At 57.5% G+C, this 23658-nt stretch carries 39 protein-coding genes; 8 read left to right on the top strand and 31 right to left on the bottom strand.

Features of this window, described 5'->3' with window-relative positions; all coding sequences use genetic code 11:
• Positions 1 to 7 precede the first annotated feature (7 nt).
• The 17 genes from K5K89_RS15510 to K5K89_RS15430 form a co-directional block, all read right to left on the bottom strand.
• Complete coding sequence (locus K5K89_RS15510; RefSeq protein ID WP_409996328.1) at positions 8 to 280, bottom strand: DUF1799 domain-containing protein; 273 nt, start codon at positions 278 to 280, stop codon at positions 8 to 10.
• A gap of 47 nt (positions 281 to 327) precedes the next feature.
• Positions 328 to 708: a phage tail assembly chaperone gene (locus K5K89_RS15505; protein WP_177024652.1), complete on the bottom strand. Its 381-nt coding sequence runs from the start codon at positions 706 to 708 to the stop codon at positions 328 to 330.
• Between the two features lie 2 nt (positions 709 to 710).
• Complete coding sequence (locus tag K5K89_RS15500) at positions 711 to 1382, bottom strand: phage tail protein (RefSeq protein WP_153649802.1); 672 nt, start codon at positions 1380 to 1382, stop codon at positions 711 to 713.
• Positions 1383 to 1450: 68 nt separating this feature from the next.
• A complete protein-coding gene (locus K5K89_RS15495) occupies positions 1451 to 1870 on the bottom strand; it encodes a phage tail terminator-like protein (protein WP_222539712.1) in 420 nt (139 codons plus the stop codon).
• Complete coding sequence (locus K5K89_RS15490; protein ID WP_222539711.1) at positions 1867 to 2463, bottom strand: hypothetical protein; 597 nt, start codon at positions 2461 to 2463, stop codon at positions 1867 to 1869. The genes K5K89_RS15495 and K5K89_RS15490 overlap by 4 nt, the downstream gene beginning before the upstream one ends.
• Positions 2460 to 2828, bottom strand: a complete 369-nt coding sequence (locus K5K89_RS15485) for a hypothetical protein (protein ID WP_222539710.1) — start codon at positions 2826 to 2828, stop codon at positions 2460 to 2462. Before K5K89_RS15485 ends, K5K89_RS15490 begins: the two co-directional genes overlap by 4 nt.
• A gap of 23 nt (positions 2829 to 2851) precedes the next feature.
• Positions 2852 to 3058 carry a hypothetical protein gene (locus K5K89_RS15480; RefSeq protein WP_222539709.1) on the bottom strand — a complete coding sequence of 69 codons (207 nt, stop codon included), beginning with the start codon at positions 3056 to 3058 and terminating at the stop codon, positions 2852 to 2854.
• Between the two features lie 35 nt (positions 3059 to 3093).
• Positions 3094 to 3597, bottom strand: coding sequence for a DnaT-like ssDNA-binding protein (locus tag K5K89_RS15475; protein WP_222539708.1), 504 nt, complete (start codon positions 3595 to 3597; stop codon positions 3094 to 3096).
• Positions 3598 to 3655: 58 nt separating this feature from the next.
• A complete protein-coding gene (locus K5K89_RS15470; protein WP_222539707.1) occupies positions 3656 to 4246 on the bottom strand; it encodes a hypothetical protein in 591 nt (196 codons plus the stop codon).
• A gap of 46 nt (positions 4247 to 4292) precedes the next feature.
• A complete protein-coding gene (locus K5K89_RS15465; RefSeq protein WP_090403895.1) occupies positions 4293 to 5255 on the bottom strand; it encodes a major capsid protein in 963 nt (320 codons plus the stop codon).
• A 12-nt stretch (positions 5256 to 5267) separates the two neighbouring features.
• Positions 5268 to 5996 (bottom strand): hypothetical protein, encoded by a 729-nt coding sequence (locus K5K89_RS15460; RefSeq protein ID WP_222539706.1) that lies wholly within the window; start codon positions 5994 to 5996, stop codon positions 5268 to 5270.
• A gap of 116 nt (positions 5997 to 6112) precedes the next feature.
• A complete protein-coding gene (locus K5K89_RS15455; protein ID WP_090403891.1) occupies positions 6113 to 6541 on the bottom strand; it encodes a hypothetical protein in 429 nt (142 codons plus the stop codon).
• Positions 6542 to 6577: 36 nt separating this feature from the next.
• Positions 6578 to 7663, bottom strand: coding sequence for a minor capsid protein (locus K5K89_RS15450; protein ID WP_222539705.1), 1086 nt, complete (start codon positions 7661 to 7663; stop codon positions 6578 to 6580).
• The gene (locus K5K89_RS15445; protein WP_222539704.1) at positions 7638 to 9056 is read right to left on the bottom strand and encodes a DUF4055 domain-containing protein; all 1419 of its coding nucleotides are present in this window, start codon (positions 9054 to 9056) and stop codon (positions 7638 to 7640) included. Before K5K89_RS15445 ends, K5K89_RS15450 begins: the two co-directional genes overlap by 26 nt.
• Positions 9053 to 10354, bottom strand: a complete 1302-nt coding sequence (locus tag K5K89_RS15440; RefSeq protein ID WP_222539703.1) for a terminase large subunit domain-containing protein — start codon at positions 10352 to 10354, stop codon at positions 9053 to 9055. The genes K5K89_RS15445 and K5K89_RS15440 overlap by 4 nt, the downstream gene beginning before the upstream one ends.
• The gene (locus K5K89_RS15435; protein WP_222539702.1) at positions 10341 to 10802 is read right to left on the bottom strand and encodes a DUF2280 domain-containing protein; all 462 of its coding nucleotides are present in this window, start codon (positions 10800 to 10802) and stop codon (positions 10341 to 10343) included. The genes K5K89_RS15440 and K5K89_RS15435 overlap by 14 nt, the downstream gene beginning before the upstream one ends.
• A gap of 31 nt (positions 10803 to 10833) precedes the next feature.
• A complete protein-coding gene (locus K5K89_RS15430) occupies positions 10834 to 11448 on the bottom strand; it encodes a putative metallopeptidase (protein ID WP_222539701.1) in 615 nt (204 codons plus the stop codon).
• A gap of 77 nt (positions 11449 to 11525) precedes the next feature.
• Between K5K89_RS15430 and K5K89_RS15425 the strand changes: the two genes are divergently transcribed.
• Positions 11526 to 11960, top strand: a complete 435-nt coding sequence (locus K5K89_RS15425) for a hypothetical protein (protein ID WP_222539700.1) — start codon at positions 11526 to 11528, stop codon at positions 11958 to 11960.
• Positions 11961 to 12028: 68 nt separating this feature from the next.
• Here the strand turns inward: K5K89_RS15425 and K5K89_RS15420 are convergent, their stop codons facing one another.
• The 14 genes from K5K89_RS15420 to K5K89_RS15355 all read right to left on the bottom strand — a co-directional run bounded on the left by K5K89_RS15420 (position 12029) and on the right by K5K89_RS15355 (position 19942).
• Positions 12029 to 12376 (bottom strand): hypothetical protein, encoded by a 348-nt coding sequence (locus tag K5K89_RS15420; protein ID WP_222539699.1) that lies wholly within the window; start codon positions 12374 to 12376, stop codon positions 12029 to 12031.
• Positions 12377 to 12522: 146 nt separating this feature from the next.
• A complete protein-coding gene (locus K5K89_RS15415) occupies positions 12523 to 12867 on the bottom strand; it encodes a hypothetical protein (protein ID WP_222539698.1) in 345 nt (114 codons plus the stop codon).
• A complete protein-coding gene (locus tag K5K89_RS15410; protein WP_003218335.1) occupies positions 12864 to 13202 on the bottom strand; it encodes a hypothetical protein in 339 nt (112 codons plus the stop codon). The genes K5K89_RS15415 and K5K89_RS15410 overlap by 4 nt, the downstream gene beginning before the upstream one ends.
• A 173-nt stretch (positions 13203 to 13375) precedes the next feature.
• Positions 13376 to 13699 carry a hypothetical protein gene (locus K5K89_RS15405; RefSeq protein WP_222539697.1) on the bottom strand — a complete coding sequence of 108 codons (324 nt, stop codon included), beginning with the start codon at positions 13697 to 13699 and terminating at the stop codon, positions 13376 to 13378.
• An 8-nt stretch (positions 13700 to 13707) separates the two neighbouring features.
• Positions 13708 to 13899, bottom strand: a complete 192-nt coding sequence (locus K5K89_RS15400; RefSeq protein ID WP_222539696.1) for a zinc finger domain-containing protein — start codon at positions 13897 to 13899, stop codon at positions 13708 to 13710.
• Positions 13900 to 13999: 100 nt separating this feature from the next.
• Positions 14000 to 14626 carry a hypothetical protein gene (locus tag K5K89_RS15395; RefSeq protein ID WP_222539695.1) on the bottom strand — a complete coding sequence of 209 codons (627 nt, stop codon included), beginning with the start codon at positions 14624 to 14626 and terminating at the stop codon, positions 14000 to 14002.
• 124 nt (positions 14627 to 14750) lie between these two features.
• Complete coding sequence (locus tag K5K89_RS15390; RefSeq protein ID WP_222539694.1) at positions 14751 to 15296, bottom strand: hypothetical protein; 546 nt, start codon at positions 15294 to 15296, stop codon at positions 14751 to 14753.
• Complete coding sequence (locus K5K89_RS15385; protein ID WP_222541716.1) at positions 15293 to 15871, bottom strand: recombination protein NinG; 579 nt, start codon at positions 15869 to 15871, stop codon at positions 15293 to 15295. The genes K5K89_RS15390 and K5K89_RS15385 overlap by 4 nt, the downstream gene beginning before the upstream one ends.
• 2 nt (positions 15872 to 15873) lie before the next feature.
• Positions 15874 to 16389, bottom strand: a complete 516-nt coding sequence (locus K5K89_RS15380) for a hypothetical protein (RefSeq protein WP_021491154.1) — start codon at positions 16387 to 16389, stop codon at positions 15874 to 15876.
• The gene (locus K5K89_RS15375) at positions 16386 to 17183 is read right to left on the bottom strand and encodes a hypothetical protein (RefSeq protein ID WP_222539693.1); all 798 of its coding nucleotides are present in this window, start codon (positions 17181 to 17183) and stop codon (positions 16386 to 16388) included. The genes K5K89_RS15380 and K5K89_RS15375 overlap by 4 nt, the downstream gene beginning before the upstream one ends.
• Positions 17170 to 18147 (bottom strand): phage replication protein, encoded by a 978-nt coding sequence (locus K5K89_RS15370; protein WP_222539692.1) that lies wholly within the window; start codon positions 18145 to 18147, stop codon positions 17170 to 17172. Before K5K89_RS15370 ends, K5K89_RS15375 begins: the two co-directional genes overlap by 14 nt.
• Before the next feature lies 1 nt (position 18148).
• Positions 18149 to 18973 carry a Rha family transcriptional regulator gene (locus tag K5K89_RS15365; protein ID WP_222539691.1) on the bottom strand — a complete coding sequence of 275 codons (825 nt, stop codon included), beginning with the start codon at positions 18971 to 18973 and terminating at the stop codon, positions 18149 to 18151.
• 69 nt (positions 18974 to 19042) lie between these two features.
• Positions 19043 to 19660 carry a hypothetical protein gene (locus K5K89_RS15360; protein ID WP_222539690.1) on the bottom strand — a complete coding sequence of 206 codons (618 nt, stop codon included), beginning with the start codon at positions 19658 to 19660 and terminating at the stop codon, positions 19043 to 19045.
• A 54-nt stretch (positions 19661 to 19714) separates the two neighbouring features.
• Positions 19715 to 19942 carry a helix-turn-helix domain-containing protein gene (locus K5K89_RS15355; RefSeq protein WP_012724032.1) on the bottom strand — a complete coding sequence of 76 codons (228 nt, stop codon included), beginning with the start codon at positions 19940 to 19942 and terminating at the stop codon, positions 19715 to 19717.
• A 43-nt stretch (positions 19943 to 19985) separates the two neighbouring features.
• Here K5K89_RS15355 and K5K89_RS15350 point away from each other — a divergent pair, with 43 nt between their 5' ends.
• The 7 genes from K5K89_RS15350 (at position 19986) to K5K89_RS15325 (ending at position 23451) form a co-directional block, all read left to right on the top strand.
• A complete protein-coding gene (locus K5K89_RS15350; RefSeq protein WP_222539689.1) occupies positions 19986 to 20693 on the top strand; it encodes a LexA family protein in 708 nt (235 codons plus the stop codon).
• Positions 20693 to 20935 carry a hypothetical protein gene (locus tag K5K89_RS28665; protein ID WP_261400656.1) on the top strand — a complete coding sequence of 81 codons (243 nt, stop codon included), beginning with the start codon at positions 20693 to 20695 and terminating at the stop codon, positions 20933 to 20935. The genes K5K89_RS15350 and K5K89_RS28665 overlap by 1 nt, the downstream gene beginning before the upstream one ends.
• 127 nt (positions 20936 to 21062) lie before the next feature.
• Positions 21063 to 21398, top strand: coding sequence for a hypothetical protein (locus K5K89_RS15345; protein ID WP_222539688.1), 336 nt, complete (start codon positions 21063 to 21065; stop codon positions 21396 to 21398).
• 265 nt (positions 21399 to 21663) lie between these two features.
• Complete coding sequence (locus tag K5K89_RS15340) at positions 21664 to 22185, top strand: hypothetical protein (protein WP_222539687.1); 522 nt, start codon at positions 21664 to 21666, stop codon at positions 22183 to 22185.
• A 111-nt stretch (positions 22186 to 22296) separates the two neighbouring features.
• On the top strand, positions 22297 to 22623 hold the full coding sequence (locus K5K89_RS15335; RefSeq protein ID WP_222539686.1) for a DUF2388 domain-containing protein: 327 nt from the start codon (positions 22297 to 22299) through the stop codon (positions 22621 to 22623).
• A 187-nt stretch (positions 22624 to 22810) separates the two neighbouring features.
• Positions 22811 to 23029: a hypothetical protein gene (locus tag K5K89_RS15330; RefSeq protein ID WP_222539685.1), complete on the top strand. Its 219-nt coding sequence runs from the start codon at positions 22811 to 22813 to the stop codon at positions 23027 to 23029.
• Between the two features lie 170 nt (positions 23030 to 23199).
• Positions 23200 to 23451, top strand: a complete 252-nt coding sequence (locus K5K89_RS15325) for a DUF1654 domain-containing protein (protein WP_222539684.1) — start codon at positions 23200 to 23202, stop codon at positions 23449 to 23451.
• Positions 23452 to 23658: the final 207 nt, after the last annotated feature.

Raw genomic sequence — 23658 nt, 5'->3', positions numbered from 1 at the left:
CCCGTGGTTACGGGCTGTTTTCCCTTTCCTCCGCCATAACGCGCAGGGCTTCGCCTTCCAGCACCTGAAGGTCAGGGAAGATTTCGGCGAGTTTCTTTTTCTTGATGCCGAGGAAGCCGGCCACGTCGCGGATGCTGCTGTAATCGAGACCGATCGCGCCGCCGGCGCCTGCCCGCCATTGGGTAGACATGCGATTGAACAGCAAGAAGGCTGGCCAAAGGCACGGCCAAATATCGAACTCTTCTTCCATGTCCTCTGCGTCCCAGCCGAATGCAGCGATCTGCTCGGCATCCGGCGGGGACTCATACAGGGCGCGGGCGGCGCGTATCAGTTTCCCGTGCGGGCCTTGGAATAAGCATCCTGATAGGCGTCTACGACTGCCTCGGTTGTGCCATGACAGGACGTCACCAACGCCTTGATGCTCTCGTCATCAAACTTATCGTCGAACTCCCAAGCCACAACCAAATCCTTGATTTGCTGAATCTGGTTTTCGGTGTCAACGGCAACGATTTCGGACACGGAGGGTTTTTCGCCGAACTTATCGAGGCCGTCCTTGCGCCGCTGGTTCCACTCATCGAACAACGCTGCAAGCTCAATACGGTTTCGGTATTTGAAGGTGAAGCCCACCTTCACCGGATCCTGGCCGACTACAGGGACCATCACGGCCCCCAGAAACGTCGGTGATTGGGCAATCTTGAATTTCGCCATGATTAAGCTCCGCCGCCAGCAGCAACAGGCGCGCGATACGCAGTGATTTCCGCGTTAATGGTGAACCCGAAGGAGACAGCAGCGCCTTCGTTGCGCACCAGCGTCGGCGTCTTGTTGAAGGAGGCATAACCGGCGTAGTAGATCGTTTTGCCGTTGGGCAGCGACATACGCAGGATGCGTACTTCCTTCTCGCGGTCAGCCTTATCGAGCTCTTCGTACCAAGCCAGGCTGTCATCATCGGCCAGCTGAAAGGCGAAGGCCTGCGCATTCTTAGTGGTCGGGATCTGCTTGTCGCGGCGCGCTTCGAGCGGCGCATAAGTCCAATATTGCTGCTCGCCGCCAGACATGGAATTTCCGATCACCTGGTTGACCGCTACCCAGCCGGTAACTTTCTTGGCAGTGCCGCCGCTGATGCCGTCCGGGAAGAAAGCAACATTGGACGTGTCAATGCCTTCCAGGGTAAATGCGCCTGCGGCAGCGTTGGATACCCGCACAGCGCGCTCGTTGATGTCCTCCCAGCCCGAGGTGACGAGCAGAATATCGCCATTGGCAAAGCCATTTGCGGCGCTGGTGGCGACACCGGGGTTCGCGTTGCTGATTGCGGTGATCAGCTTGGCAGCAGCGAACCCGCTGGAAATCGAAAGCGTTGCCCCGTTGGGGAAATAGACAGACATGGGTTTTCCTCTTTGCAGAAATGACAAAACCCGCTCAATGGCGGGTCAGGATTTGCCCAACGGGCGGGTTATGGCGTGGTGTCGGACCGGTAAGAGAACGACAGAGGTACCGTATAGGCTGAATCGCCAGTAATACCTGGGCCGACATCCACGGGAGTCATCGGTGTGACAACGAAGCCATTCTTCACATCGCGAACGTACAGCGGGAATAGGGCGATGATCTCGGCAGCAATAGGGTTGGTCTTGCTCTTGCCGGTCCCCGCCGGCGCGATGATGCTGACTTGAAACACGCCTGTGTACAGCCGATGATCGCCGCCGAGCGTGTTGCTTGCGGTATCGCCGGGGATGGTGAAAGCCCGCAGATAAGTCTCGCCCTCCCCCGGCATGTAAGCGGTGTTCTCGAACACGATCTTCAACTTCTCCAACCTGGCAGTGTTCCAGGCGATGAGCTTTGCCTCGTAGATCGAAGCGATGATTGCGTGACTCATACCTGGTTGTTCCTGATGGCCTCCAGCACGATCTGCTGGAAGCGAGCCACGGTTACCCTGACCATACCGCCGGGGGCCTGGGTGGAATGGCCGAACTCCAGCGGGATCGCATAGGGCAAGTTGTTGATGATGTAGGCCATCTGGCCGGCGGTGAAATCGCTCATGGCGGCGACCAGCGCAGCGGTGGTTTCAGCACCACTTGGGTCTACCTCGTCGAAAGTGACGCTCTCGACCACGCCGAGCGATATGTGCCAGTTCGCACGGAACCGGCCGCCGACGTAGCCTTCGGGCGCCTTGATGTCCATGCCGTCATTGAGCTTGCGGCCCTTCTTGAGCCTGCCACCCTTCGTGAGGTTTTCCGGGTCACTGCGCAGCGCGCTATTGTGGTCGTCGACGGCCTTGTTGTACTGGTTCGCCACTGCGTTCTGCGCCCAAATCTCCGGGCTACCCACGGGAGACATGCGGATCAGGCTGCTGCCGACCTCAATGATGATCTCGCGCACGCTGGCGTTGATGGCTTCACTGGTTTGGGCGGCGAACTCGGCCAGACTCAAGGCGAAGCTGCCGGACTGGCCGGCGCCTGCCCGGCTCACGACCGCACCTGCAGCTCATACAAGATGGGCGTACCGGCCGGATTGACCTCTTTCAGTGGCGGCACGATTGACCAGGTGCGGCCTTGGGCAACCACCTTGTCGAGCAGACCCGGCGCCCAGGCCAAACCCTGCGCGGCGATCTTGAGCTTCTTGTCGCCCTGCTTTATGAGACTGTTGTTTTGGAATTCGAGGCCGGTAAAGTCGAGCAGGATGCCCTGGGCGGTTTGCTTTGCGGTCGCACCAGGTGTTTCGCCTCCCGTCTCGGGGTCGTACTCGCCCGGCTCCGTCTTACTGATGATCACAGGCTGGCCGAACTCTGCGATCATTTCCAGAGCCATCACGGCCATTTCGTCGTAGAAGGCCATGGTGGCTCCAGTGTTAAAGAAAGCTACCGAGACGCAGATTTACCAAACTGGTATTCATTAGCGGCATCAGTTCGAGCTTTACGTTCGAGCAATAATTGATCGGCTGCTTGAGCTGCTTTAGCAGCGGCTTGTGCCAGAGAATGATCCCCTTTAGCGATCAAGCCATTGAGTGCTGCAGCTGCAAACTCATCCCACGTAGCCGTATCGTTTCCAAAAAGCATTGCAGTCATAATCACCTCCGATTCATGAAGGCACAAAGCTACCATTACGCACGGATTGCGAACAGCCCGCGCTTTTGTAGGTAGTCGGCAAACTGCGTCGCGCTCGGCCGATCCGGCGCCGCCGGCAGCAGTCGACCGCTGGTATTTGAGATCGCCGCGTACTCGCGAGTCACCGCCCCTTCGACGCGCTCCAGAGTGACAGCACCCTTGCGCTTCTCCACTGGGTCGATGTCGTCTTGATGGATCTCGGCGGCCAGGGCCATCTGGCCATACTGGATCCGCGCCGGCAGGTAATTGTCTGGCTTGATCTGGCAGTCCAGCTCAACACCCCGACGCGGCCACGCCAGCGCTTGCTCGCTGCTCATCTTGCGGCCTTTCCAGGTTTTTCCATCCATTGCCAAGGCAGCCCGGCGCAGCAGCGCTTCCTGCTCGGGAACGCCCGCGGGGATGACCGTGCCGAATTTCACGGCATACAGGGCCAGATCCTCGGCACTGGCGTAGCTTTCGGCGTCAGGCTTGCCGGTGCCGTCCTCGATGATGAGTGTCATGCGTCAACTCGCTGGAATGGTTTGAGAGCGGCCACCGGGTCACCGGCAGCCAGCATTATCACGCCTTCGGCAGATCAGCGACGAGCTTTTCCAAGGATTCTTTCGAGGCGTTTGCCCGGTATGGCACCTTCGCTTCGTCGAGCTTGGCTTTCAGCGCCGCGATTTCTCCAGTCTCATCAACCGGCGGCGAAATGGCGGCCTTCTTCAGCGCTTCAACCTCGTTGCGCAGTGTATCTACAGTCACGAGCAGGCCGTCACGCTCAGTAGTCAGCTCTCCAACCGAGGTGTGGATGGTGCCCAGTACGCCAAACAATCGCAGCGCAATTTCGCCAACTTCGGGTCGCTGAATTTCGCCAGCCTCCATGCCATCAGCCAGGAGAATGACCGCGCCATTTTCAGTCCGCAGCCTGGCAATTTCCTCTGCCAGCTCATCGGGCAGTGCCGCTGGCACGCTGACTGCGGAAGGTTCCGGGACCTCAGCAACCGAAACGGCAATGCCTGCGGCCTCATAGGCGGCGACGATGTCTGGATGGTCGCCAACGACCACCACTGCCGTCGCGCCGCGTTCAATGCCGCGAAATAGACTGGCAGTCCGGTAACGCTTCTCCGGCTCAAAGCCCTCAAGCTGGTTCGTGTAAATCAGTTCCATGGGAATCTCCGTAGCGGCCGTTGCCGACCGCTTCCTGGGGTGAATATCAGCCGCCAGCTGGTGGTGTAGTGGTGAGAGTGATCATCACGCCTGCGGTGACCTTGTTGCTGTCGGCGTGCTTGACCCAGTTGGCCGCAGAACCGACAGCCGCCAGGGTTGGGTTCGCGCCCCCGGCGGTTTCCTTCCAGCTGTAACCCAGGACGTCAATGTTGACGGTTCCCTCGGCGCGGTAGCCGATGCCCAGGTTTTCCTCGTCGTCCACGTTGTACGAGCGAAAGCCGGGGGCCTGGGATTCGGTGATCACTACGGCATTCGGCAGCAGGCCGAAGATCACGTCCGATGGCGCGGTGTCGGTCACCAGTACGGGCTTGCCCAGGGTGCCAGGCAGGCCGCCATAGATAACGACGCCAGCCTCTTCGTAGATTTTGTTGGTGATGGCCTCGTCGACGATGTCGAAGTACGCACTGGAGTGCATAACCCACAACGCAATGCGGCCGAACTTGTCGCCGAATTTGCGCATGCCGCGGGTCAGCGTCTTCTTGCCATCGGTTTCGATGTTCGCCGAGACCACCATGCCGGCGTTGGAGCCGATGGCTGCGCGCAGCGCGGCGGTGGCGTACTGGATGAAGCCTTCCAAGGTCGCGTCGGCAACGTCGGCACCGATGATCTGGGAGAACTCATCAACCGGGCGGCCGCGACGCTTGAACGCCTCTTCGGTGGTCTGGTACGGGCCGTATTTCCACGGTGCTTTGACACCGACGGCCTCACCGGCGCCGATCTTTTTGGCGGTCACCTTTCCGGTGGAGTTGACGTCGCGGTGTTCCAGCGAGCCGCCAATCTTGTAGAAAGCGCGCTTGCGGAAGTCGCCCTCGATCAGCTCGTTGTCGAGGACGATCGCGCCATTGGAAGATGCGTTGAACACATCCAGGTTGTCCTGGACGCGCTCCAGGTATGCGGTTTGCGCCTCATCGTTGTAGATGATCAGGTCGCTGTTGACGGTTGTCGCCATGGGTATTTCCCCTTACTTGGGCAATTGCAGGAATGCGGTTTGGCCGTGCTTGCGCTGGTATTCGCGCTTTTGCTCGGAGGTCATTTCGGAGCGCTTGAATGCAGCCTGGCCGCCGCCCCCGCCCGGGGCTTGTGTCCCTGAAGCCCTTGGCCACAGGTGGGGTGCGCTTTCGCGCAGGGATTCCGCCCATTCGAGCGGAGTCAGAGGGGTCTTGCCGTCTTTGCCGAGGATGGTCTGTCCATGCTCATCGACGGCGACCGCTTCGCCCTCTTCGTTCAGAGAGAACACGCCTTTGGCGCGCAGGATGATGTCGTCGGTTGCTTCCGGCAGTGCGCCAGCTTTCAGTGCAGCGCCGCGCACCGAGTCGCCCAGGACCTTGCCCTGGAACTTGGCGGCGAAGGCTTCGGCCTTCTCGGCGCGGACGGTGATAGCCTTCAACTGCTTGTCATAGTCGCCACGCAAGCGTTCGGTGCGGCGGTTGAAGACCTCGTCGACCTTGCCCTCGGTCAACAGCTTGGTTTCTTCGTCCTGGCCCGCACGACTGAGCAGGCCTTTAACGGCGTCGATGTCGATGCCTTCGAACTGGGTCTCGAATTGGGTCAGCTTGCCGGTGGTTTCCTTCAGCTTGCCCAGCAGCTCATTGTTTTTGGACTTCAACCCAGTCACGGAGGCTTCAACGGCAGTCGCGATAGCGGCCTTGATTGCCGGGTTTTCCAGGTCGATCTCGTTTTCTTCTGCCACGTTGATGCACCCCTTGGGTTTGGTCGGCCCGCTTTGCAGGCATAAAAAAACCCCGGCAATTAACCGAGGTCTTGTTTGTTAGCCCTCCAATTACGGAGCGCAGCTATCAATGATTATTAGAATTTTTCCAGCCGGCTGAGAATGGCTTCAAAGACCGATTCGGCGACTGCCTGATAGCGATCATCGCTATCCAGGACAATTTCAAAATTTATTCCAGGTATCGATAAATTGATGTGGTTCGATTTTTTACCGATCACTGCGGGGATGGCGATGTCGGACTTCGGTAGTCCACCGTCGCCGCCAAGGCTCACAACAAGTTCGAAGTGGACCGACTCTCCATGTTCAAGCACTGCAAGAGTCGAGAAAACGTTTGATCCATTCTCTGAGACTATTCGCACTATATCGGTGTCGACAACAATGAGCCCGAGGTGCTTCCGAACGGCATCACGAATTTTCGTGAGCGCATCTCTCGCCTCTTGCCTATAAACAATCAACGCCTGAGTGTTCACCGCGTATGCATCTGAAAGCTGCTTATATCTCGACATTTTACGCTACCTTGAAATCCATTTAAGGTACGAAATCTAAATGTTTGCTCTTTCAAATGCCAGCGGCTCTAGCCCTTTCATTTGCACCAGAGTCAGCGGCGCGAAGTTCCGATCAAGCTGCAGTTCGGCGAAGCGCTCGACGGTCAACCCGCCCTCCCGGAACAGCTTGGCCCGGATCGGGCCGATAGCCACGTTCTGGAACGATGCCGGCTGCTGCTGGAGCCAGTGGTAGTAATCCAGGCTCGCACTGACCTGCTGGCCGCCATCGGCACCCAATGAAGCGCGGGTAGCACCTTTGGCGAACATCTCACTGAGCTTGGTCAGCAGAATGAAGGTGGTTCGGCAGTTAGGGTGAAACGGTGGCCGAGGCCCCGAATCAACCGGAAACCGTCGTTTGTCCATCGACCGACATTGCTGACTGGTCTTACTGTCCAGCGTGGCCACCATCTGGATCTCTTTCACGATATCCGTGTTGGCCTTGGCCACCTCCATCCGCGCCTGGGACGACACATGCTGAATGGCGGTGTGAACGACCGTGCTGGCATTGCGGTTGGTGGTGGCCAGGATGCCGTCTTTGTAGCCTGCCGCTTTGGTGCCGCGAATGTTGCGGATGATCTGGAAGTTCGTCTGCCCTTCGAAGAAGCCCTGCCGGATGGTGCCGGTAACCCGTTCACGCTCTTCACCGGTCCAACCCTTGATGAAGGCCTTCAGCAGCTTCCCGCCGCCTGTGCCGCGCACACTGAGCGGATTCGTCAGCACTGCCGAACGGATCGCAGCAGCCGTTGGTGCTACCACATCGAGCGACACGCCAACCGGCGCCGACCTGGCAAGGTTGGTCGCCTCAAATTCGGCCTCGTAGTTGGCGATGTCCACCAGGTCCAGGTTCAGTTGCACGCTATAGCGGTCGAAGATGCCCAGCAGTAGGCTATCCACCTCCTTCAGCAGCGCTTCCAGGCGCTTGACGTTGTACTCAGTCAGGTCCGACTGGGTCAGCCGATCCCGTATAGATCGGTCAATCTCCTTGAGGAAGGGTGCAAACTTGCCCACCTCCCCCGCCTTGAGCTTTTCGAGGAAGACCGCGTGCCGGATCGTAGCGTCAAGGATTGCTTGGTTTGCGGCCATTTGGTTTGTCCTCATCGTCCAGACCTAGACCGTCGCCCTGCTCCTGCAATTCACCGTCGATCTGCAGGTCTGTACGCTCTGGCGCAATCAGGCCCAGCTTGCGCAGGTAGGCCCGAAGGTCTGCCTTGGCGAAGCCGCCTTGCTGCCACAAGCCAACCAAGGCCGTGATCATCTGCGGATCAGCCGTGAGTTCGACGAACTCCTGATTCACCTGGTAGGCGACCTTCTTGTCAGCAATGCCCATGTAGGCGCAGCACCACATGATCGCCCGGGTGTAGGCCTCGCTGACGTTTGCCACGCAGCCGGCCAGAACCGAAGTAGATGCCGACTGATCGCCGCGGGACTCCGTTGCGGTCTTGGCGGTCAGTGACGCCACCACCATCCGGGCACCCAGTTCGATCATCATCTGATTCTTGTCGGCCATAGCCTCCTTGACCAGAGTGTTCGGCAGTGGTTGCGCGTAGCCGAACTGGCCACCGGACGGCAGCATCATCGGCGCCCTGGAGCCGACATAGACGCCGTTCTTCTCCATCCAGTCGCGCCACTGCTCGTCCAAGCCAGAGATCCACGGCTGGGCCTGGCCGCACCAGAAGACGCTGTCTTCGTAGTCGGCGCTGTTGCGGTAATGACCCAGGTTGATCATGGCGATGTCGTAGAGAGGCGACTCATCAATGCTTGGATCATTGTTCTGTGCGCCGACGAAGGTGAACGGGATCTCCTTGAGGCGACCGGTTACACCTTCTGGCTTGAACTCTTCAATGACTGCCAGTGGCCCACCACCTTTCGGACCGGACCGGCGCCAAACACGGCAAACGAATCCGTCATCCTCAAGCGCCAGTTCCCGGTACTGCTCAGCCGTCTTGTAGCCGAACCCGTCGGGAATTTCCGGAGACTCGCGCAGCACTACCAGCGTCAAAACGCTATGGCCGTTCACCATACCGGTACGCCAGTTGATGATGTCCTCGGCGCAGTAGGAAAGGATCACCGAGTGCCCACCGATGCCGTCGTCTTGGTGATAGTCGACGTACAGACCGTGGCGACCAGCTTCAAGCACCTTTTCAAGCGTGCCCTGTGAGTGCTGGTAAATGCTCACCCCGGAACCGTTGGCATTGTCCTGCAGGTATTCCAGCTTCTTCGGTACCGTGAGCGTCGGGTCTTTATGAAAGGCCAGGCCCAACAACCCGTTACGAGTGTGCCCGGTGGCGTTCTTGAACACCGCCCGCTCGCGGTAAGCACGGTTCCGGTCTTCGTTTTCCGGAGACTTGTCGTGCGCGTTGATGTATGGCAACCGATCGACAACCCGGTGCTGGCCGGCGCAGACGTCGCGAACGGTGGCCCAGCGGTCCAGCACTGCTGTGTATTCCGCCCGTTTGAAGGAGACGTCGTTGCTCATCGGGCGTATCCCATTTTGATAGCGGTGACCGGTTTGATGATCGGGTACTCGCGGTGGATGAAGTAGCCGCCGGCATCGTTCGCGTGATCGATGCCGGCGGTTTTGTCTGGCTCCCCGTTCGTGCCCCACACCTGCTGCTCCAGGCCATCGGCGTAGGTCGGACAGGTGAGCGGGTTGACCAGGTAGCGGCGCTCGCCCTGCGCATTGCAGAAGACTGCGTTCATTGCGTTGATTCGGTCTTTCACCGGCGGGTTTGCCGCTGGAGCGATGACTGCGAACCCGGCCTGCTTGAGCATGGCAAGGTCGGTGATGCTGGCGTTCACAGACTTGCGCGAATCGCCCGAAGCGTCCGGGTAGATCCTGATCTCGCAGGTTTTCCTGAAGTCGTTGCCGTCGTGCTGCCAGTAGCGCTCCTTGATGCGGCGGATCATGTCGGGCGTGTCGTAGCCGTCGATCAACTCATCCACTGCCCTGGGCAGCCCCTGGTCGCGTTTGACGTGGGTGATCGCAGCCATCTTTCCGACGTTGAAGTCCATTCCAATGAACAGCGGCTCGCCGGGCTGCAAGGTGTCGAAGCACCCGTTGAGCTTGCGGTCGTAGGCTGTGTAGATGGTGCCGGAGGTCAGGTTGACGAACTGGCCGCGAAGGTACGCCTGGATGAGTTGAGGCGGGTACGACTCCATCAGTGATGCGATGTAGTCATCTGGCAGGTTCAGCTCGTTATCGAACGTGCTGGCCTGCACCAGGCCGTACATGTCATTCAGCGCGGGCTTGTCGCGCAGCTGCTTCACGAACTGCTGGTAGACGAACTTGAAGCCCTCGGGGGTTGTAGTTACGTCCACGCCGTTCTTCAGCCCTGGCAGGTTGTAACGCATCCGGGCAATGATCTTGCGCCAGGCCTGTTGAGCCTTCAGCAAGCTCATCACGTCCAGCTCATCGACCAGGGCCTGGCCGATCTTGAAGCCGACGATGGTCTGCGGCTTCTCCATCGAGCGGCAAATCACAGTGCCGCGATACTGCCGGCCGCTGTAGATGTGAACTTCGTGGTTCGCCTGGTTGATCTTGGTCTTCAGCCCCCAGTCATAGGCCACCTCATCCATAGTCGGATAGAAGATGTCCCGGATCTGCGGGTAAGTCGGTGCGAAGTAGCCAGCGTTGACGCCGGGCCACTCCATGAAGTGCTTACTCAGCGCCGAACAGCCCACCCAGGTCTTGCCTGAGCCGAACCCGGCAACGAACGCACGGAATTTGTGGGGCAGCGTGAGGAACTGAGCCTGCGGAACATTAAGGCTCGGCATTCGGCTTCCTCGCATCCACCACGTCGACCTGGATGCGGGTCGGGATCACCGGTTCATCACCCACCTCTTCCTTCTTGGCTCGGTTGACGTAGATGTCACCGGTTTCTTTCGCCGCCTGCTCGAGGATCTGCATGGCCAGACCGATGTTCTTCATCGATTCGGCCTTCTCCACGAAGCGATTCATGGCGCGGAGGCGGAATGCACGGTTGGCGATTGGGATCTCGGCAGTTTCTTCACGGAAGCGCTTGCGGGTGTCGTTGAACAAGGTCACCCACTTCACAGCAAGTCCCTTCCCAGCAGACTTGGTTGGGTCGTGCGTCTCCACCTGCTGGCGGCTTACCACAACCCCGTATTCGTTCTTGACGGCTTCCACCACCTGGGACGGTGTGTCAAAGCACGCCAGCGCCTGAACGATGAAGCCCTTCACCTCATTTTTCAGGACTGTCATAAATTCTCATCCGTCTAGAGCCTGTCAAGAATCAGGCCGATCTGAGCAGACAGGTTCCGCAGGCCCTCGCAATGTTCAATTTCCCCACCTCGGCGGGACTGTTTGCAGCATCCACCAACGCCTGAACGTCAGGGCTTGCGCCGTAGCGGCGGACGACACCAACGAACTCTTCTACGTCGTGGCCGCGCATCTCAAGCTTTGGCGCGCCCTCCTTGTTGAAGGCTGGCTGGCCGTACTTATCGTTGGCGTGAGCGATGTGGTACAGCTCGTGCTCTACCAGAGCACAGAAGTCGGTGTCGCTGCACTGGGCGCAGTAGTCAGCAGCCAACGTGATGATGAAAGCCGGCAGATCACCGAACCAATCACGCATCTGTTGCTCCATCCGGGCCTTCTGCCAGCCGCCGGCGCGGAACGCTACCTGTTCGGCCTGGCCCAGGACTGTCCGGCCCTGCTTGTTAAAGCTCGACGACGCCCACATGATCCGGATGTCTGCATTCAGAAGGTGGGCATGGTCTTCGTTGTGAATGCTGCCGGTGTCGGCGAGGATCTCGGCTTGGAGCCACTCCCAAACTTCTGGAGCAGGACTCAGCCGCATCGTGAAATCGGCCTGTGTAAGTAGTGAGGGTGGAGGATATGGCCTGTTCATCATTCACCCTTTAAGCTTGAAATAGTGGCCCATAGCCGGTATTTGTGTGCGCCTCGAAAAGTAAGGACGCCCAACTCATGCGAATTCAACAAACTTCCCTCGTCGCCACTGCTCTCGCCGTAATCACCCTTTCTGGCTGTGTGACCGCTCCAACATGGACCAACAGAGGGCCGTCGACGATTGTCACCGCCAAAGGGTTGATCTCTTGCTACGAAGACGCAAACATCATCGATGGAGAGCGGATGCAAGGCACGATTTGCGCCACTCCTGAATCTGGCTTCTTCGGCGGCGGCGAACCAGAGATCTACTTTGGGCCATGGAATCGGAAATTCATGAAGGAACCAGCAAGCACAACAACGGCAGGTGTGACACGAGATTATCAAGGCAAGAAGGTGTTTCTGCAGTGTGACCCGGTATTTGCACCCGGTACAAAGACTGAAACCGGTCGGGCGTGCAAGGTCACCGTCAACGGCCAGCTCCTCGTCACAGCCAATGTTGAATTCAAAAAATAGACCGCTCCGTGCCGCACTCGCCTGCGGCACACCTAAACTGTCAAACCTATCGACGGTCCGAGATGTGGCTACCCGCCCCACTGCTGCTTATAGGCCGCGACGTGCTCAGGAAAGACATCACCATATGCTGGGTATTCAATACCTAGAACGACCACCTCCATGTCATCCGCATCAGAATTAACGGAATAGTCGGCGATGGATGCACCGGAAGCAGTAATTTCTACTCCGTCTAAGCGTACCGTAAATTTGAAATGGCGCTGATCACGCTGGGTAGAGGCTCTAATCTGCTCCTGGATGCCGGAGTATCCTGGGCCTGGAATAAACAAACCATGCGCAACTCCCATGGGTGGATCGCCATGCTCAAAGTCGGACCAACCGATATGCTGCCCATTACTAAAAATCTCAAACCGCGGCATGGCAATGACCTAAAGAGCAAATAAGAATTACCCGAAGGATAACTCATCAGCCCAGTAGCGAGCATTCACCCTCTGCGAGCGGCTTTTCGTCAACATTACTTCCGTTGTCGCGCCACGATTTGGCGCATTCGAAAACGTGGCGCGGATTACTGCTTCCGGCGATCGATGCCTTCCGGCGCCTTCGAGCACCCCATGCAGTGCTCACAGCTCAGCGTCCGGCACAGCCAGGCTTTCACCGGCTGCCAGTACGTGACCATGAAGATGTGACGTGCACCGGCCAGGGCCAGGGACACATGCAGAGTCAGGCCAGCAGTGGTCGGGCCGAAGAAGATGTTCTGGCTGCGGGCCATGACGACGAAGCCGCTGATGGCGATGGTCGAGTAGATCAGCTTCCCAAGGATGCCGTCCCTCACCTTCCCGCTCAATACACACCAGGCTGCCCATAGCGCGATAAGGCCGCATGCGATGGAGTTGATCAATTCAAGATTCATGGTGGATTGCCTCCCCCGAACCGCTGGCGAATAAGCGCCCAGAGGTCAGCGGATTTAATGGCTCGATTGATGGCCGCCAAGAGCGAGCCGCCGAAGGCTCCCAGCAGGAAGCCAATGCCGGCGACGATCTTCGGCTCGGTCACGCCCAGATAGGTGCTGACCATGCTCGTCAGGTAGATCGAGCAGGCCATGCCGGTGATGAGGAAGATCATCCAGGCACGCCAGTCGTTCAAGTCGTCCTTGTGCCACCAACTGGCGATCACTGCCCCAACGAGGCCCGCAATCAGCAATTCGAACCTGTCGATCTTGTCGAGCAGGCGCTGTAAATACTCCATGCGCTCGACTCCGTGGGGCATGTTTGAATAGGTCAGCCCCAGCAGCACTCCCAGCTTAGAGCAATGGGTGTGGTGGAGCCGAAAAAAAGAAGGCCCCGACAAATGCCGGGGCCTTGGCCTGTCAATAGTGGACAGGATAAAAGCAAACGGCTGCATAAGCAGCCCACCGCGCCTTAAGGCAGCAGGTCGTAGGTCACGTAGGCCGTACCGCCACCATTCTGTGTCATTGCTACCCATAGGCCCTGACCCGCAGGAATGGTTACAGAGAATGGAAGAGTGGAAGAACCGCTAACGGCGGACAAGATAACGGGCACGTTGGTCACCCAGCGCCCTTCCGGAATGGTCGTGCCGGTACTAATAAATCCATTCCCGACGGGGCTGATCATCGTAGCTGTTCGAACTACCGCGCCATTAACGTTCTGCGCCGGAGTGAAAACTGCCTCTGCGTAGCTTGTTGCGATCGATTTGAAACGGCTGCCGATTTGTACTGGTTCCATGTTTTCACCTATTGAGTCGACTGATTGTTCGCGGAAGATTCCGCATTCATGTCGCTCAATGGCGATTGCTCGAGGCTCATGGCCTTCACATGATTCAACGTGCCGCATCGGGAACACTTGATCTGGAGCTCTGTAAACCCACCCGTACGGGCGAGAAGTCTTTTGCAGTTTCCGCATCTGAATTCTTTCAACATCTGCAAACTCCTTTTGCTGAATCGCCCTTTCCATAGGCAATAAAAAACCCGCACGGGGCGGGTTCAAGGAAATGCCGAACCTGGCGGGCATTAAAATATGTAGCTATCAGTCCGCGATGTCTCGTTGAGACTTTGCGACTCTACTTACAGCAGCTTTCGTTTCCATCCACGAATGTAAAAGATCGACAAACTCATCGTTTGTTCCCCACCTTTTACCAAATGAAGGAAGACTATATTTTTTCCTCAGTTTGCTAGCAAGTATGTAGGCCTCATACCCGAAGTAACCTACAACATTCGCCTCGTGCCTGTAGACATCGATCGGCGTGCGTGCAGCTTCGTTAACTGCATATAAATGGTGGCTGGCAAGAGCCTTCTCTGTAGCTATCCATGCCAAATCACTAGCGTGTTCGTAACTGAGACACTTTAGCTCTTCATTTGTTATGCCGGTCTCAGGATACGAACAACTCGGCCAGTTCAGGTAGTCTCTGTGCGGATCTAAAGATGCAATGTGCTCGAAGTAGTTGCGGACGTTGGTTCGAGACTGAAGTGCGTAGAGGTCAAGCTTCGCAATCACTCCGATAGCGGAAAACTTTGCGTCTCGCGATCGATCCCTCTGCTTGAAGATCCAATCCTTTATCCATCCGATGGCAGCTGCCACAACACCGCTCGCCAAGACAATTTTTAAAATGTCTCCCCAGCCGAGAACAGTGGTTCCAACCTGAACGGGATCCACTAAATAACTCCTTACAAAAAAGCCCGACTCAATGGCCGGGCTTCAAGCATCAATCCCTAACGCGCAAGATCGACAGGATGGGTAAATAATCTCTCACTTTCTCACTCATTGCAACGGCTACTTGCTACGCCGCACAACTTTCTATCAATCCCTCCGCGTCGAGCAGTTCCTGAGCGGCAGTGAGCGCTTCGTTCACCTGGTCATCAAGCGTCTTTCGGATCCCTGAGCGCCAACGGTACCGGGTCGACTCTGGTTTGCCGTCGTTGTCCCAATTGGTGATGTCGTACCAGGCCGCCGGCAGCACCGCGGCGGAGCGCTTGCCCTCGGCACCGGCAACTTGTGGAATGGCCCAGGTCAGCACCGCGCATTCCCGGAAGCGCTTGGGCGCCGGCGTCTTCACCGAATTCAACAGTTCCAGGATGGCGCCATGCTTGCGCTCCTCATGCGTCGAGTACTTCGCCACAAGTGCCCGCCAGTGCGCCGGGGTCAACGCCTTGTGCAGCCTCCCAAACACCCAGCAGTCCTGGAGAAACGCCGCCTCCTTGCCGACGATCTCCCCCTTCTGCTTGGCGCACTGCACCTTTGGCTCGAAGTCGCAGCCGCCGGCGGAACTGATGGTCTCGGCCGCAAGCGCCCGAACGACTGCTGAAACAACGTTGCGATAGGTCATGCGGCTTCCCCTTTTTTCAGCTCTCTGGTCATTGCCCGGTATTTCGCCTTGATGGCCTGCAACTGCTCGATGGTGTAGCGCTGAGGCTCATGAGGCCCTTCCAGCCAATCCACTTTGTCGGCGCCGATGCGTTTCACCAGCTCCAACCGGTAATTCACGATGTCGCCCGACTTATGGTTGTTGCACGGTGCACACTGGCGCCACACGTTCAGCGGCTCGAAGCGGAGCTCAGGATTACCGCCAACCGTGCGGTAATGCCCAGCGTGCCACTGGCCGTTGTGGTGACGGCCACAGCTCACGCATGGAAGGCCGATGTCCCGCTCGCGGATCCATGCGTTGAACGCGGCCTGGGCCTCTTTCATGTGCTGGGCACGCGTCTTGATCTTCACCTTCGCGGCGCGCAGCTCCTTGCGACCGAGCTCGGCCAGAGCCTTGCGCGCCTTCGGTTCATGCCGGGGAGCGTCGATCATTGCGCAGGCCGGACTGCACACCGACTGGCCCATGCGCGAAGGGACGAATGAGGCCCTGCACGTAGCAAGGCGGCATTTCTTCGGCTTTGGCTGTTTCCGTTCGATAGTCATGCGGCCTCCTTGAATGCTTCAAACTCTGCCATTTCGGTCAGGCGCTCCTCCGTGAGCGTCGGCCAATCGTGTAGCACCAAGTACGCGCAGCACTGGCGCCAAAAATCTTGGAATGTCTCCTCCCCCATCGAATCGTAAGAAAGGCTGCGGGGTGTCTTGCGAGTGAGCTGGCCCAGGCCCGGGATGTCGAACGCTTCCTCATCGCAGTACACGCCTGACTCCAGCTGCAGGGCCTTGATTGCGTCGTGGGACTGCTTGCCAGAGAAGCGGTCAATGTTCTGACTCAACACCCGGCCCAGGCCGTGGACCAGACCGTTGAACCGTGGGTTGCGCGGTTGCTTGAGGTCAGCACGAATCTTCGTGTTGATCCGAAAATCCCGCTCGCGAAGGATTGACCGGTCGGCGTCGGAGGACGGCACGAACGCTGCAACCTCCTTGCCGGTAGCAGGATCGACCAGGCGGCGCAGCACCAGGTACACGGGCATTGGGCGAGGCTTGGCTGGCTTGGTCATTGCGCTGCCCTCTTCGCTTCCAGTTCCTGGGCCTGCTTGATCAGCAGTGCCCGGCGATCCGCCAACTCATTTGCCGCATCAATCCGCATTTCGGTTTTCCGTTCCGCACTGGCCTTGCGCATTTCCAGCATCGAGTTTTTCACCAGCTCCAGCTTCTGACGGAGCGCCGGCTCTGGCCGTGTGACGGTGCCAGTTAGCAAGCCAGCGATGGCACGACCTTCTTCTGTGATCGGTTCGACGCTCAGGTCCGCCAAGTACTTCTGAGCGTGTTCGTGGGGAATGCGCTTCAGCTCCATTGCCTTGGTCACAGCCTGAATTCGGCGGTTGGCGTCGAAGCCTACCGACACGTACCAGTTGACCGGCTTCGCATCCTCGCGGGCCTGGCCCACGAACCGCTGGTAGGCGTCGATGAACGCCATGCGCGCACCGATTTTGTCGCCGCCATCCAAGATGGGTTTCGCAGCGGCCAGGGCAAGCTGGATCTCGTCAGTCAGCACCACGGTTTCAAATTCATCGTTGGTGGTCATGGCGATGGCCCAAGCCTCATCCTTCCTAGGGCGGCCATCGGAGGTCTGGACGCGCTGCAGGATGTCAGCCATAGCCAGCTTGCCCTTCACTTCGAAGCGGCACGCCTTCAGCGCCGCCTTGACGACGGGCACCGGGTAGGCACAGAGGTCTTCAGCCATCATCGCGGCTGTGCCAGGGTTCATTTCCTGACCCATGGCCTCGGCCGTCGCGCAGATGGCAGCGGCCAGTCCGGCAACCTGCTGGTCGTTCATTTCAGAGGTATTCATTGCGGTCACCTGCTTGGCGTTTTGCCAGAACTATCTGGGCGGCCTGCTCCGCTGCGGAGTGGTTTGCCTCGGTCCGTTCCATCTGGCGGGCGGTTGTGCCGTTGATGCGCTGTCCGGTCACCCACTGGGTGTGGTAACTCTCGGCGTTGGCCAGCAGTTCGTTGAGGCTGTGGCACTTGCGCAAGACGGCGGCATCGCTGGTTTTCAGGAAGTGCGCGGCGACGTGGTGGGCGACATCGGCACCGAGGCGGTCGACCAGTTGGCCGAGCTGGCCGCCCACCTTGGCGTTCCACACCGGCCAGGCGCTGTAGCGCTTGCGGTAAGCCATGGCGTAGTTCGCCCAGACCTTGAAGGTTTTGCAGGTCTGGTCTTTGGGGCCAGGCATGTCGGCCGGGATCTCAACCCGTGGAGTGTCGGTGCTATCCACCACCAGGACCAAGCCGCGGGATTGAGCCGGCTTGCCGGTGGCGTCCTGCAAGTCCTGACTGGTGTCCTGATCTGTATCCTGATGATTGGTATCCTGATTTGTCGGAGATTTTTCCGACCCTTGCCCGGATTTTTTTCCAACCTTGATCGGAGATTTATCCGAGGTAGATCGGATTTTTTTCCAACCCTTGTTATTTGGTGGGGTCGGATATTTTTCCGACCCGTCCAGCTTCTGGTTCCACTCGACAGCCTTCTCGGTCAGGCGAAAAAGCGTGATGTTCGAAGTGCTGGAAAGCTCAATCAAACCGGCCTCTTCCAGGGCCTTCAGCATGCGGTAAGCGGTGTCCGGCTTATCAGTGAGCAGTGGCAACTCCTCGATGATCTTTGCCTTGCTCAGCGCGAAGAAGATTCCGTCATCAGTCTTGATTGGCTTGGTCCAGCTCGGGCAACCGTAGACGAACGCGAACAGCAGGGCCTGCTGAGAATTCAGCCCCCACTCCAGCGCCTTCACCTGGTTAATCGTGACGGTGTATTGCATGTCAGGCCTTCCCGACCTTAGCGGCCAATTCAAGGAAGCGATCCACGTACCAGTGAGGCTGTGTCTCGCGGGGGCATTTAGGGCTGGCGAGGTTTTTGCCGTAAGCCAGGCCCTTCTCGGTCACGGACCAGAAGTCCACCATTTCCTGCTTGGAGTTTTTACGCTGAAGGACCTTGAGGAAGCCGTGGGCCTCAAGAGCAAGGTTGAAGGCACGGGCGGTGCTGGCGATGGCGTGATCTTTGATCAGGGCGGTGATTGCCTTGGTCGGCATCGAGGAGCCGCCAGCGGCATCTGTCGCGACGTCCACGGCATAGCCTGGGAGGAATTTGGCATCCAGGCCATTGTTGGCGGCGATCTCGGCCAGCATCAGCATTTTGCTGGAGGGCGCAGGCTTCAGCAGGCGGTCGAAGCACTCCAGAATGGCGAGCTCACCGATGATCTTTGGATTGCTTGGCAGTGCGCGGGCGCGCTCACGATCCTCAAGCGCTGTCATGCGATCGAACACCAATGCCTGAAGCTCGTAGCTGTACGACATGGCGATCAGACAGGCTTCACGCTTGGGGAACACAAAACACTTTTGTACGCGGCTACGGGCATCAAGGTAATCGGCTGAAAATTTAGCCGATTGATCGGCGCCAAGAACACGCGGCACTTTGGCGATCAGGTTTTTGTGCGTCAGTGTCGGCTGGCCCTTCTCGCGCTTGGAGTTGATGAAGTCCACCAGCTCAAGGCTGGACATTGAAACTCCGCGCGCCACGTTTTCTGATTGCGAAAAACGTGGCGCGAGATTGTTGGGGCTATTGATCGATTCGGTGTGTTGATGCATGATTCGCTCCAGTTGTTTACCGCTGTAGAAAAAGCCGACCTCGTACGTCGGCTTTTTTGTGCCTGGAATTCAGGCGATGGATTTCAAATTCGGCCGGGCGTCCTTCATCAACTGCTCAGCCCTGCGCCCCAGCTCACCCGCCTTCGCCTCAACCTGACGGCATTGCTTGGCGAACGCCGGCAAATGCGGCAGGTCCTGCTCGCACATCACCTGGTCGTCAAACACTTCGCTGCCGGTGTCGATGACGTCGCCGAACGCGCGGATCAGCGCACCGAAGCTTTTATTCGCACATTGGTCGCTGGTCATCTGGCGGGCGCCGGTCAGGCCGTGGCGGCTCGCCAGCTCGTTCAGGCAGTGATCTCGGTATTCAGGCTCAAGCGCATTGACCCACGACTCTTCCAGCCAGGACGGCATTTCCTGATCGCCAGATAGCCAGCGCTGAACACGCTTAAGCCAGCGTCCGGTCGCCTTCACGAACTCATTCACGTCGCCGGTCAGGTCGGGCGAATTGAAATCAGGGACGACCTTCTCCTTGGCGCGATCAGGTATCGACAGGTGCAGCTCTCGGCTCAGCGCCTGGGCGAAATCGTCCTGGCTCAAGCTGGTGCGAGCGATCTGGTTTTGAGCATGGGCGACCAGCACCTGATCACGGGTTTGTACGGTGTGTCTGGAACTGGACGTTTGCATGGGGACTGCTCTCTTCTAATCTGGCTTCAATGGAACGGCGGACAGGGATGTCACTTAGGCGGCCCGAACATCCGCAGAAGATTGCTGCGGAAAAACGCGATCCAAAGTGCATTTCGCACCTAATTCATTCAGCGCCTGGACGATCTTCCGGGCGTCATCAAGCTTCAATGGGCGTGCCCCCGACTCGTAGTTAGCGAGCCGCGACTGCTTCCAGTTGAGCTTTCGGTGTAAGGCTGCCTGGGTGATTCCGGCCTCCTCACGAAACTCTGCTATGAGGTTCATTGCGTTGCTCCTGCGGTCAATAAAACAAGGATAAACACATAACGTGTTATTGGCAAACACAATAAGTGTGCGGAATTTATTTCACTCCGTGATTAAAATTCGATCCATGAAGACACTCGGATCGCGCATCGCGCACTACAGAGAAAAAGCAGGGCTTTCTCAGGCTGCCTTGGCAAAGGCGTGCGGGTGGAAATCCCAATCGCGCATAGGAAACTATGAGAAAGATGCTCGGGAGCCAAACCTTGACGATATCTCCAAGATTGCCCATGAACTGAAAATCGATCCTGCAGCGCTGCTTTTGCCTGGCGAAAGCCCCTCGAATATTTCAATCGCCGCACAGCCCACCAAATCATTCCGCTACCCGGTAGTGAGCTGGGTTGCCGCTGGCGCCTGGGCGGAAGCAGTGGAGCCCTACCCGGCCGGAATCTCGGACACCTACGAGTTTTCGGAGTACGACGCCAAAGGCCCGGCGTTTTGGCTGACAGTCAAGGGTGACTCTATGACAGCGCCCGCCGGCCAGAGCATCACCGAAGGCACGCTGATCCTGGTGGACACCGAGGCTGAGGTTGCACCAGGTAAGCTGGTCGTGGCCAAGCTGCCAGACAGCAACGAAGCTACCTTCAAGAAGCTGGTCAGCGATGGCGGCAGGCTGTTCCTGAAGCCGCTGAATCCGAGCTACCCCATTGAGGCCGTCGACGAGAATTGCAGGATCGTGGGCGTGGTTGTGCAGGCGCTGCAGAAGTTTTACTGATGCCATCCGCCCTTGGAAAACCTTCGACCTCATGGCGAGAGCAGTCCTTCTGGAGCAAGGTTGGGGTCATTGCTTGGCTGGCGCTGCTTATGATGATCCCCGGCTACTCCGACGCGGCTGGTCTTAGCTTGGGCTCGTCCGGTCGAAAGCGGGTCTTCAGCCCTGGCTTCGTTGTGCTCTGCACCATCGTGGCTGTGGTTGAGCTGATAGTGCTGAATCACTTCTATGGTGTGCATGGATAAGGTGAAGGCGGGGCAGATAAATCGAGAGAGGGCCTAATAAACTTGTATTTTTGCAGGGCCTAAACGTGTAGGTGGCAGCAACAGAGTGGTAAGCATAATTTCTAATTTTATTCAGGGAGAATGATGCGTGAGTACAGTGAAGCGAAAAGTTGAAGCTAAGAAAAAGACGCCACAGATATTATCAGACAGCTATATTGACGAAATATGTGACAATGCGGTGGTAGTTGGTGTCAAGGATAAGGAAGGCTCTCCTCAGCACATTAGTCTGCTGTTTTCCCGAAGAGCGGTAACGCCGATTTTAGGAATACCTAACACTGAACCGTTTGAGCTCACGAAGCGCTACGTGGCTAGCATCACTATGGAAGAGAGCGATGCAAAACGTTTAGCCCTCAATATCTTGAAGGGGTTGGGGGTAAAAAGCCTCGATCCGGAGGATCAGGAAATAGTCAGCGATGACGAATGATCGCCATCGGGCTGTAAAGCGATTCTCATCTCAACCCGCTAACAATTCCGCGATATTTATTAGTGTGGTTATGGACGACCCGGAGCTCCTAGAGGCCGCGCGCTCAGAAGGATTCGTGATTTTCCCTGAATCTATGGACGTTGAGTGCTTAACTCCAGAAGTAGTCGCTATTGGGGGTAGTTACGCATCCACAGCGGAGACGATTGGATCTGGGTCAACGAGGCAGGTAGATGACAATTCTCTACGTACCGACGATACTAAATCTATGACCGATATGACCCGAGAAGAATTGAGCATAACCCTATCCGCCCTCGAAGAGCGGATGGATAAACGTGTCGAGAGAATGGAGAAGGATTCGGTCCGACGCTCGGACGATATCCGCCGCGAAATGCGCCTGCGTGAGCGTTCAGCTCGCCGGGAATCCATCGCGATGCATGAGTCGCTCCAGGCTCACATTCAATCAAACGATAAAGCAGTATCTTCAACACTCGCAGCTCTCGAGCGCACAGAGCAAGAGTTTGGCAAAGTCAGGCAGGCGAATAAAGAGCAGCGTTATTGGATGGCCGGCATCGGCGTTGCGATTGTGCTCGGTATTATGGGCGCGAATGCGACAATTTTCAGCGGCGGAAAATCGTTTTTCGACGGCGGAAAGGAGGCTGTACAGAACCAAAAGGCCGTTGACGCTATCATTCAGAAAGCCCAGGAGCAAACTGACGCTAACCGGCGTGTTTTGGACGAGATAAAGGCATTCCAATTGTCGCTCCCAAAACAGCAAAGCGGGAAATAGATTACATAGCGAGAGCCCGGCCCAGCGCCGGGCTTCTTGTTTCTGCCAAGCGCCCTACTCTGCTATCGTGGCGCCCTCTGAACGCAACGGACGCAACGGACGCAACGAAGCATGGACTCATGGAAGACCCTGGCGATCGCCCTACTGGCATCGGTCAGCACGCAGGCCGTATCAGGTGATGGCGCCAACCCTATTGCTGCTGCGATATTTCTCACAATTTCCGCACCAACCATTTTGATTGGTGCGACCACATCTCTCACGACCGAGCCGCCAAAGGTTTTCAAGTCAGCTAAGACCGACGCCCTGGCCTTCATTGGTTCAGGCGGTGAGATTCGCGGTGCGGAGTTTGAGCAGGCATCCAGATACTACCAGTCGGCCTACCCTTCTCCGCTCATGTCAGACATGCAGCTGGCCCAGTCGATAGCTACATCATTCTAAAAGCGGCCTTCAAGCAGTCCGCGATGCGAGACCTTTCGTTTCGGCGACATCCTTTTCACCTGGCATTTACAGGACAGGGCTCAAACTCACCCTACTCCTTTGAAGAATTCCCTTTAGGCCCGCACATAAGCGGGCCATTTTTTTGCCCGCGGCTATGCTTTCCATGCCATCTACTGGAGACCAAGCGATGCCCTCGCCCGAATACTCCCTTGCAGACACTCTGGAACGCATATATGAGAACCAGCTCGCCCTAGAAGCTGCGCTGATGGAGTTGACGCTGCTCGTCGAAAGCCAAGGCCATGCCAAGATCGGCGAGAATGTGCGCGGCGCCCTGGAGGCGATCGGAGAGAACGCCGGGCATATCAAGCAGGGCTTGGCCAGACTGAAGGCCCGGGAGCCGGATTGACGGATTGACGGATTGAGTCTGCGAGCCCGCCGCTAAGCGGTTTTTTTGTGACCGCAAGAAAAACCAATGGTCAATATATGCGTTTATGCATAAATTTACCTCTGAGGCTATTGTCAATGTACGCCAACGCAAATACTGTAATTACATACAGTAATCGCAAGGAGCGAAGCATGAGCCAGACACCCTACCCGACGTCGAAACCCCGGAACTCCTACGAACTCGTCGGCCATCGCCTGCACCGCATAATCGCCTCTCCTCGGGTGCAGAGAGTTCAGTTGGTTGAGGTCTCCAGACGCGACGATGAAAGTCCTGAAGCTTGGCGTCAGGTCATCCAAGACATCGGCGACACCGCCGGCATAAGGATCGAGCATTTGGATGATGGCGCCGTAAGGATCGGCTGGCGCGAGTACTGCGATTCCTAAATGAGCACGCCGGCAGGCGAGTTCAGCGCCCCGTCCTTCTCAATCTCCCTATAAAAACCACACAGCGTGATCCAATCATGAAAAATACAAACACAATGTGTGTTGACACGACAAACACACTCTGTGATTATCACCTCAAGCCAGCAATGAAAGATGCCGGCCAGCAGCAAGAGCTGCACCGCTCTTTAGCGACACCCCTTGCCGGAT

Origin of the sequence: Pseudomonas sp. DR208 (genome assembly GCF_019823005.1) — a bacterium.
Taxonomy (GTDB): Bacteria; Pseudomonadota; Gammaproteobacteria; order Pseudomonadales; family Pseudomonadaceae; genus Aquipseudomonas; species Aquipseudomonas extremorientalis.
Note: the sequence above shows the minus strand (reverse complement) of the source record. Positions and strands in the feature narration are given on the sequence as shown.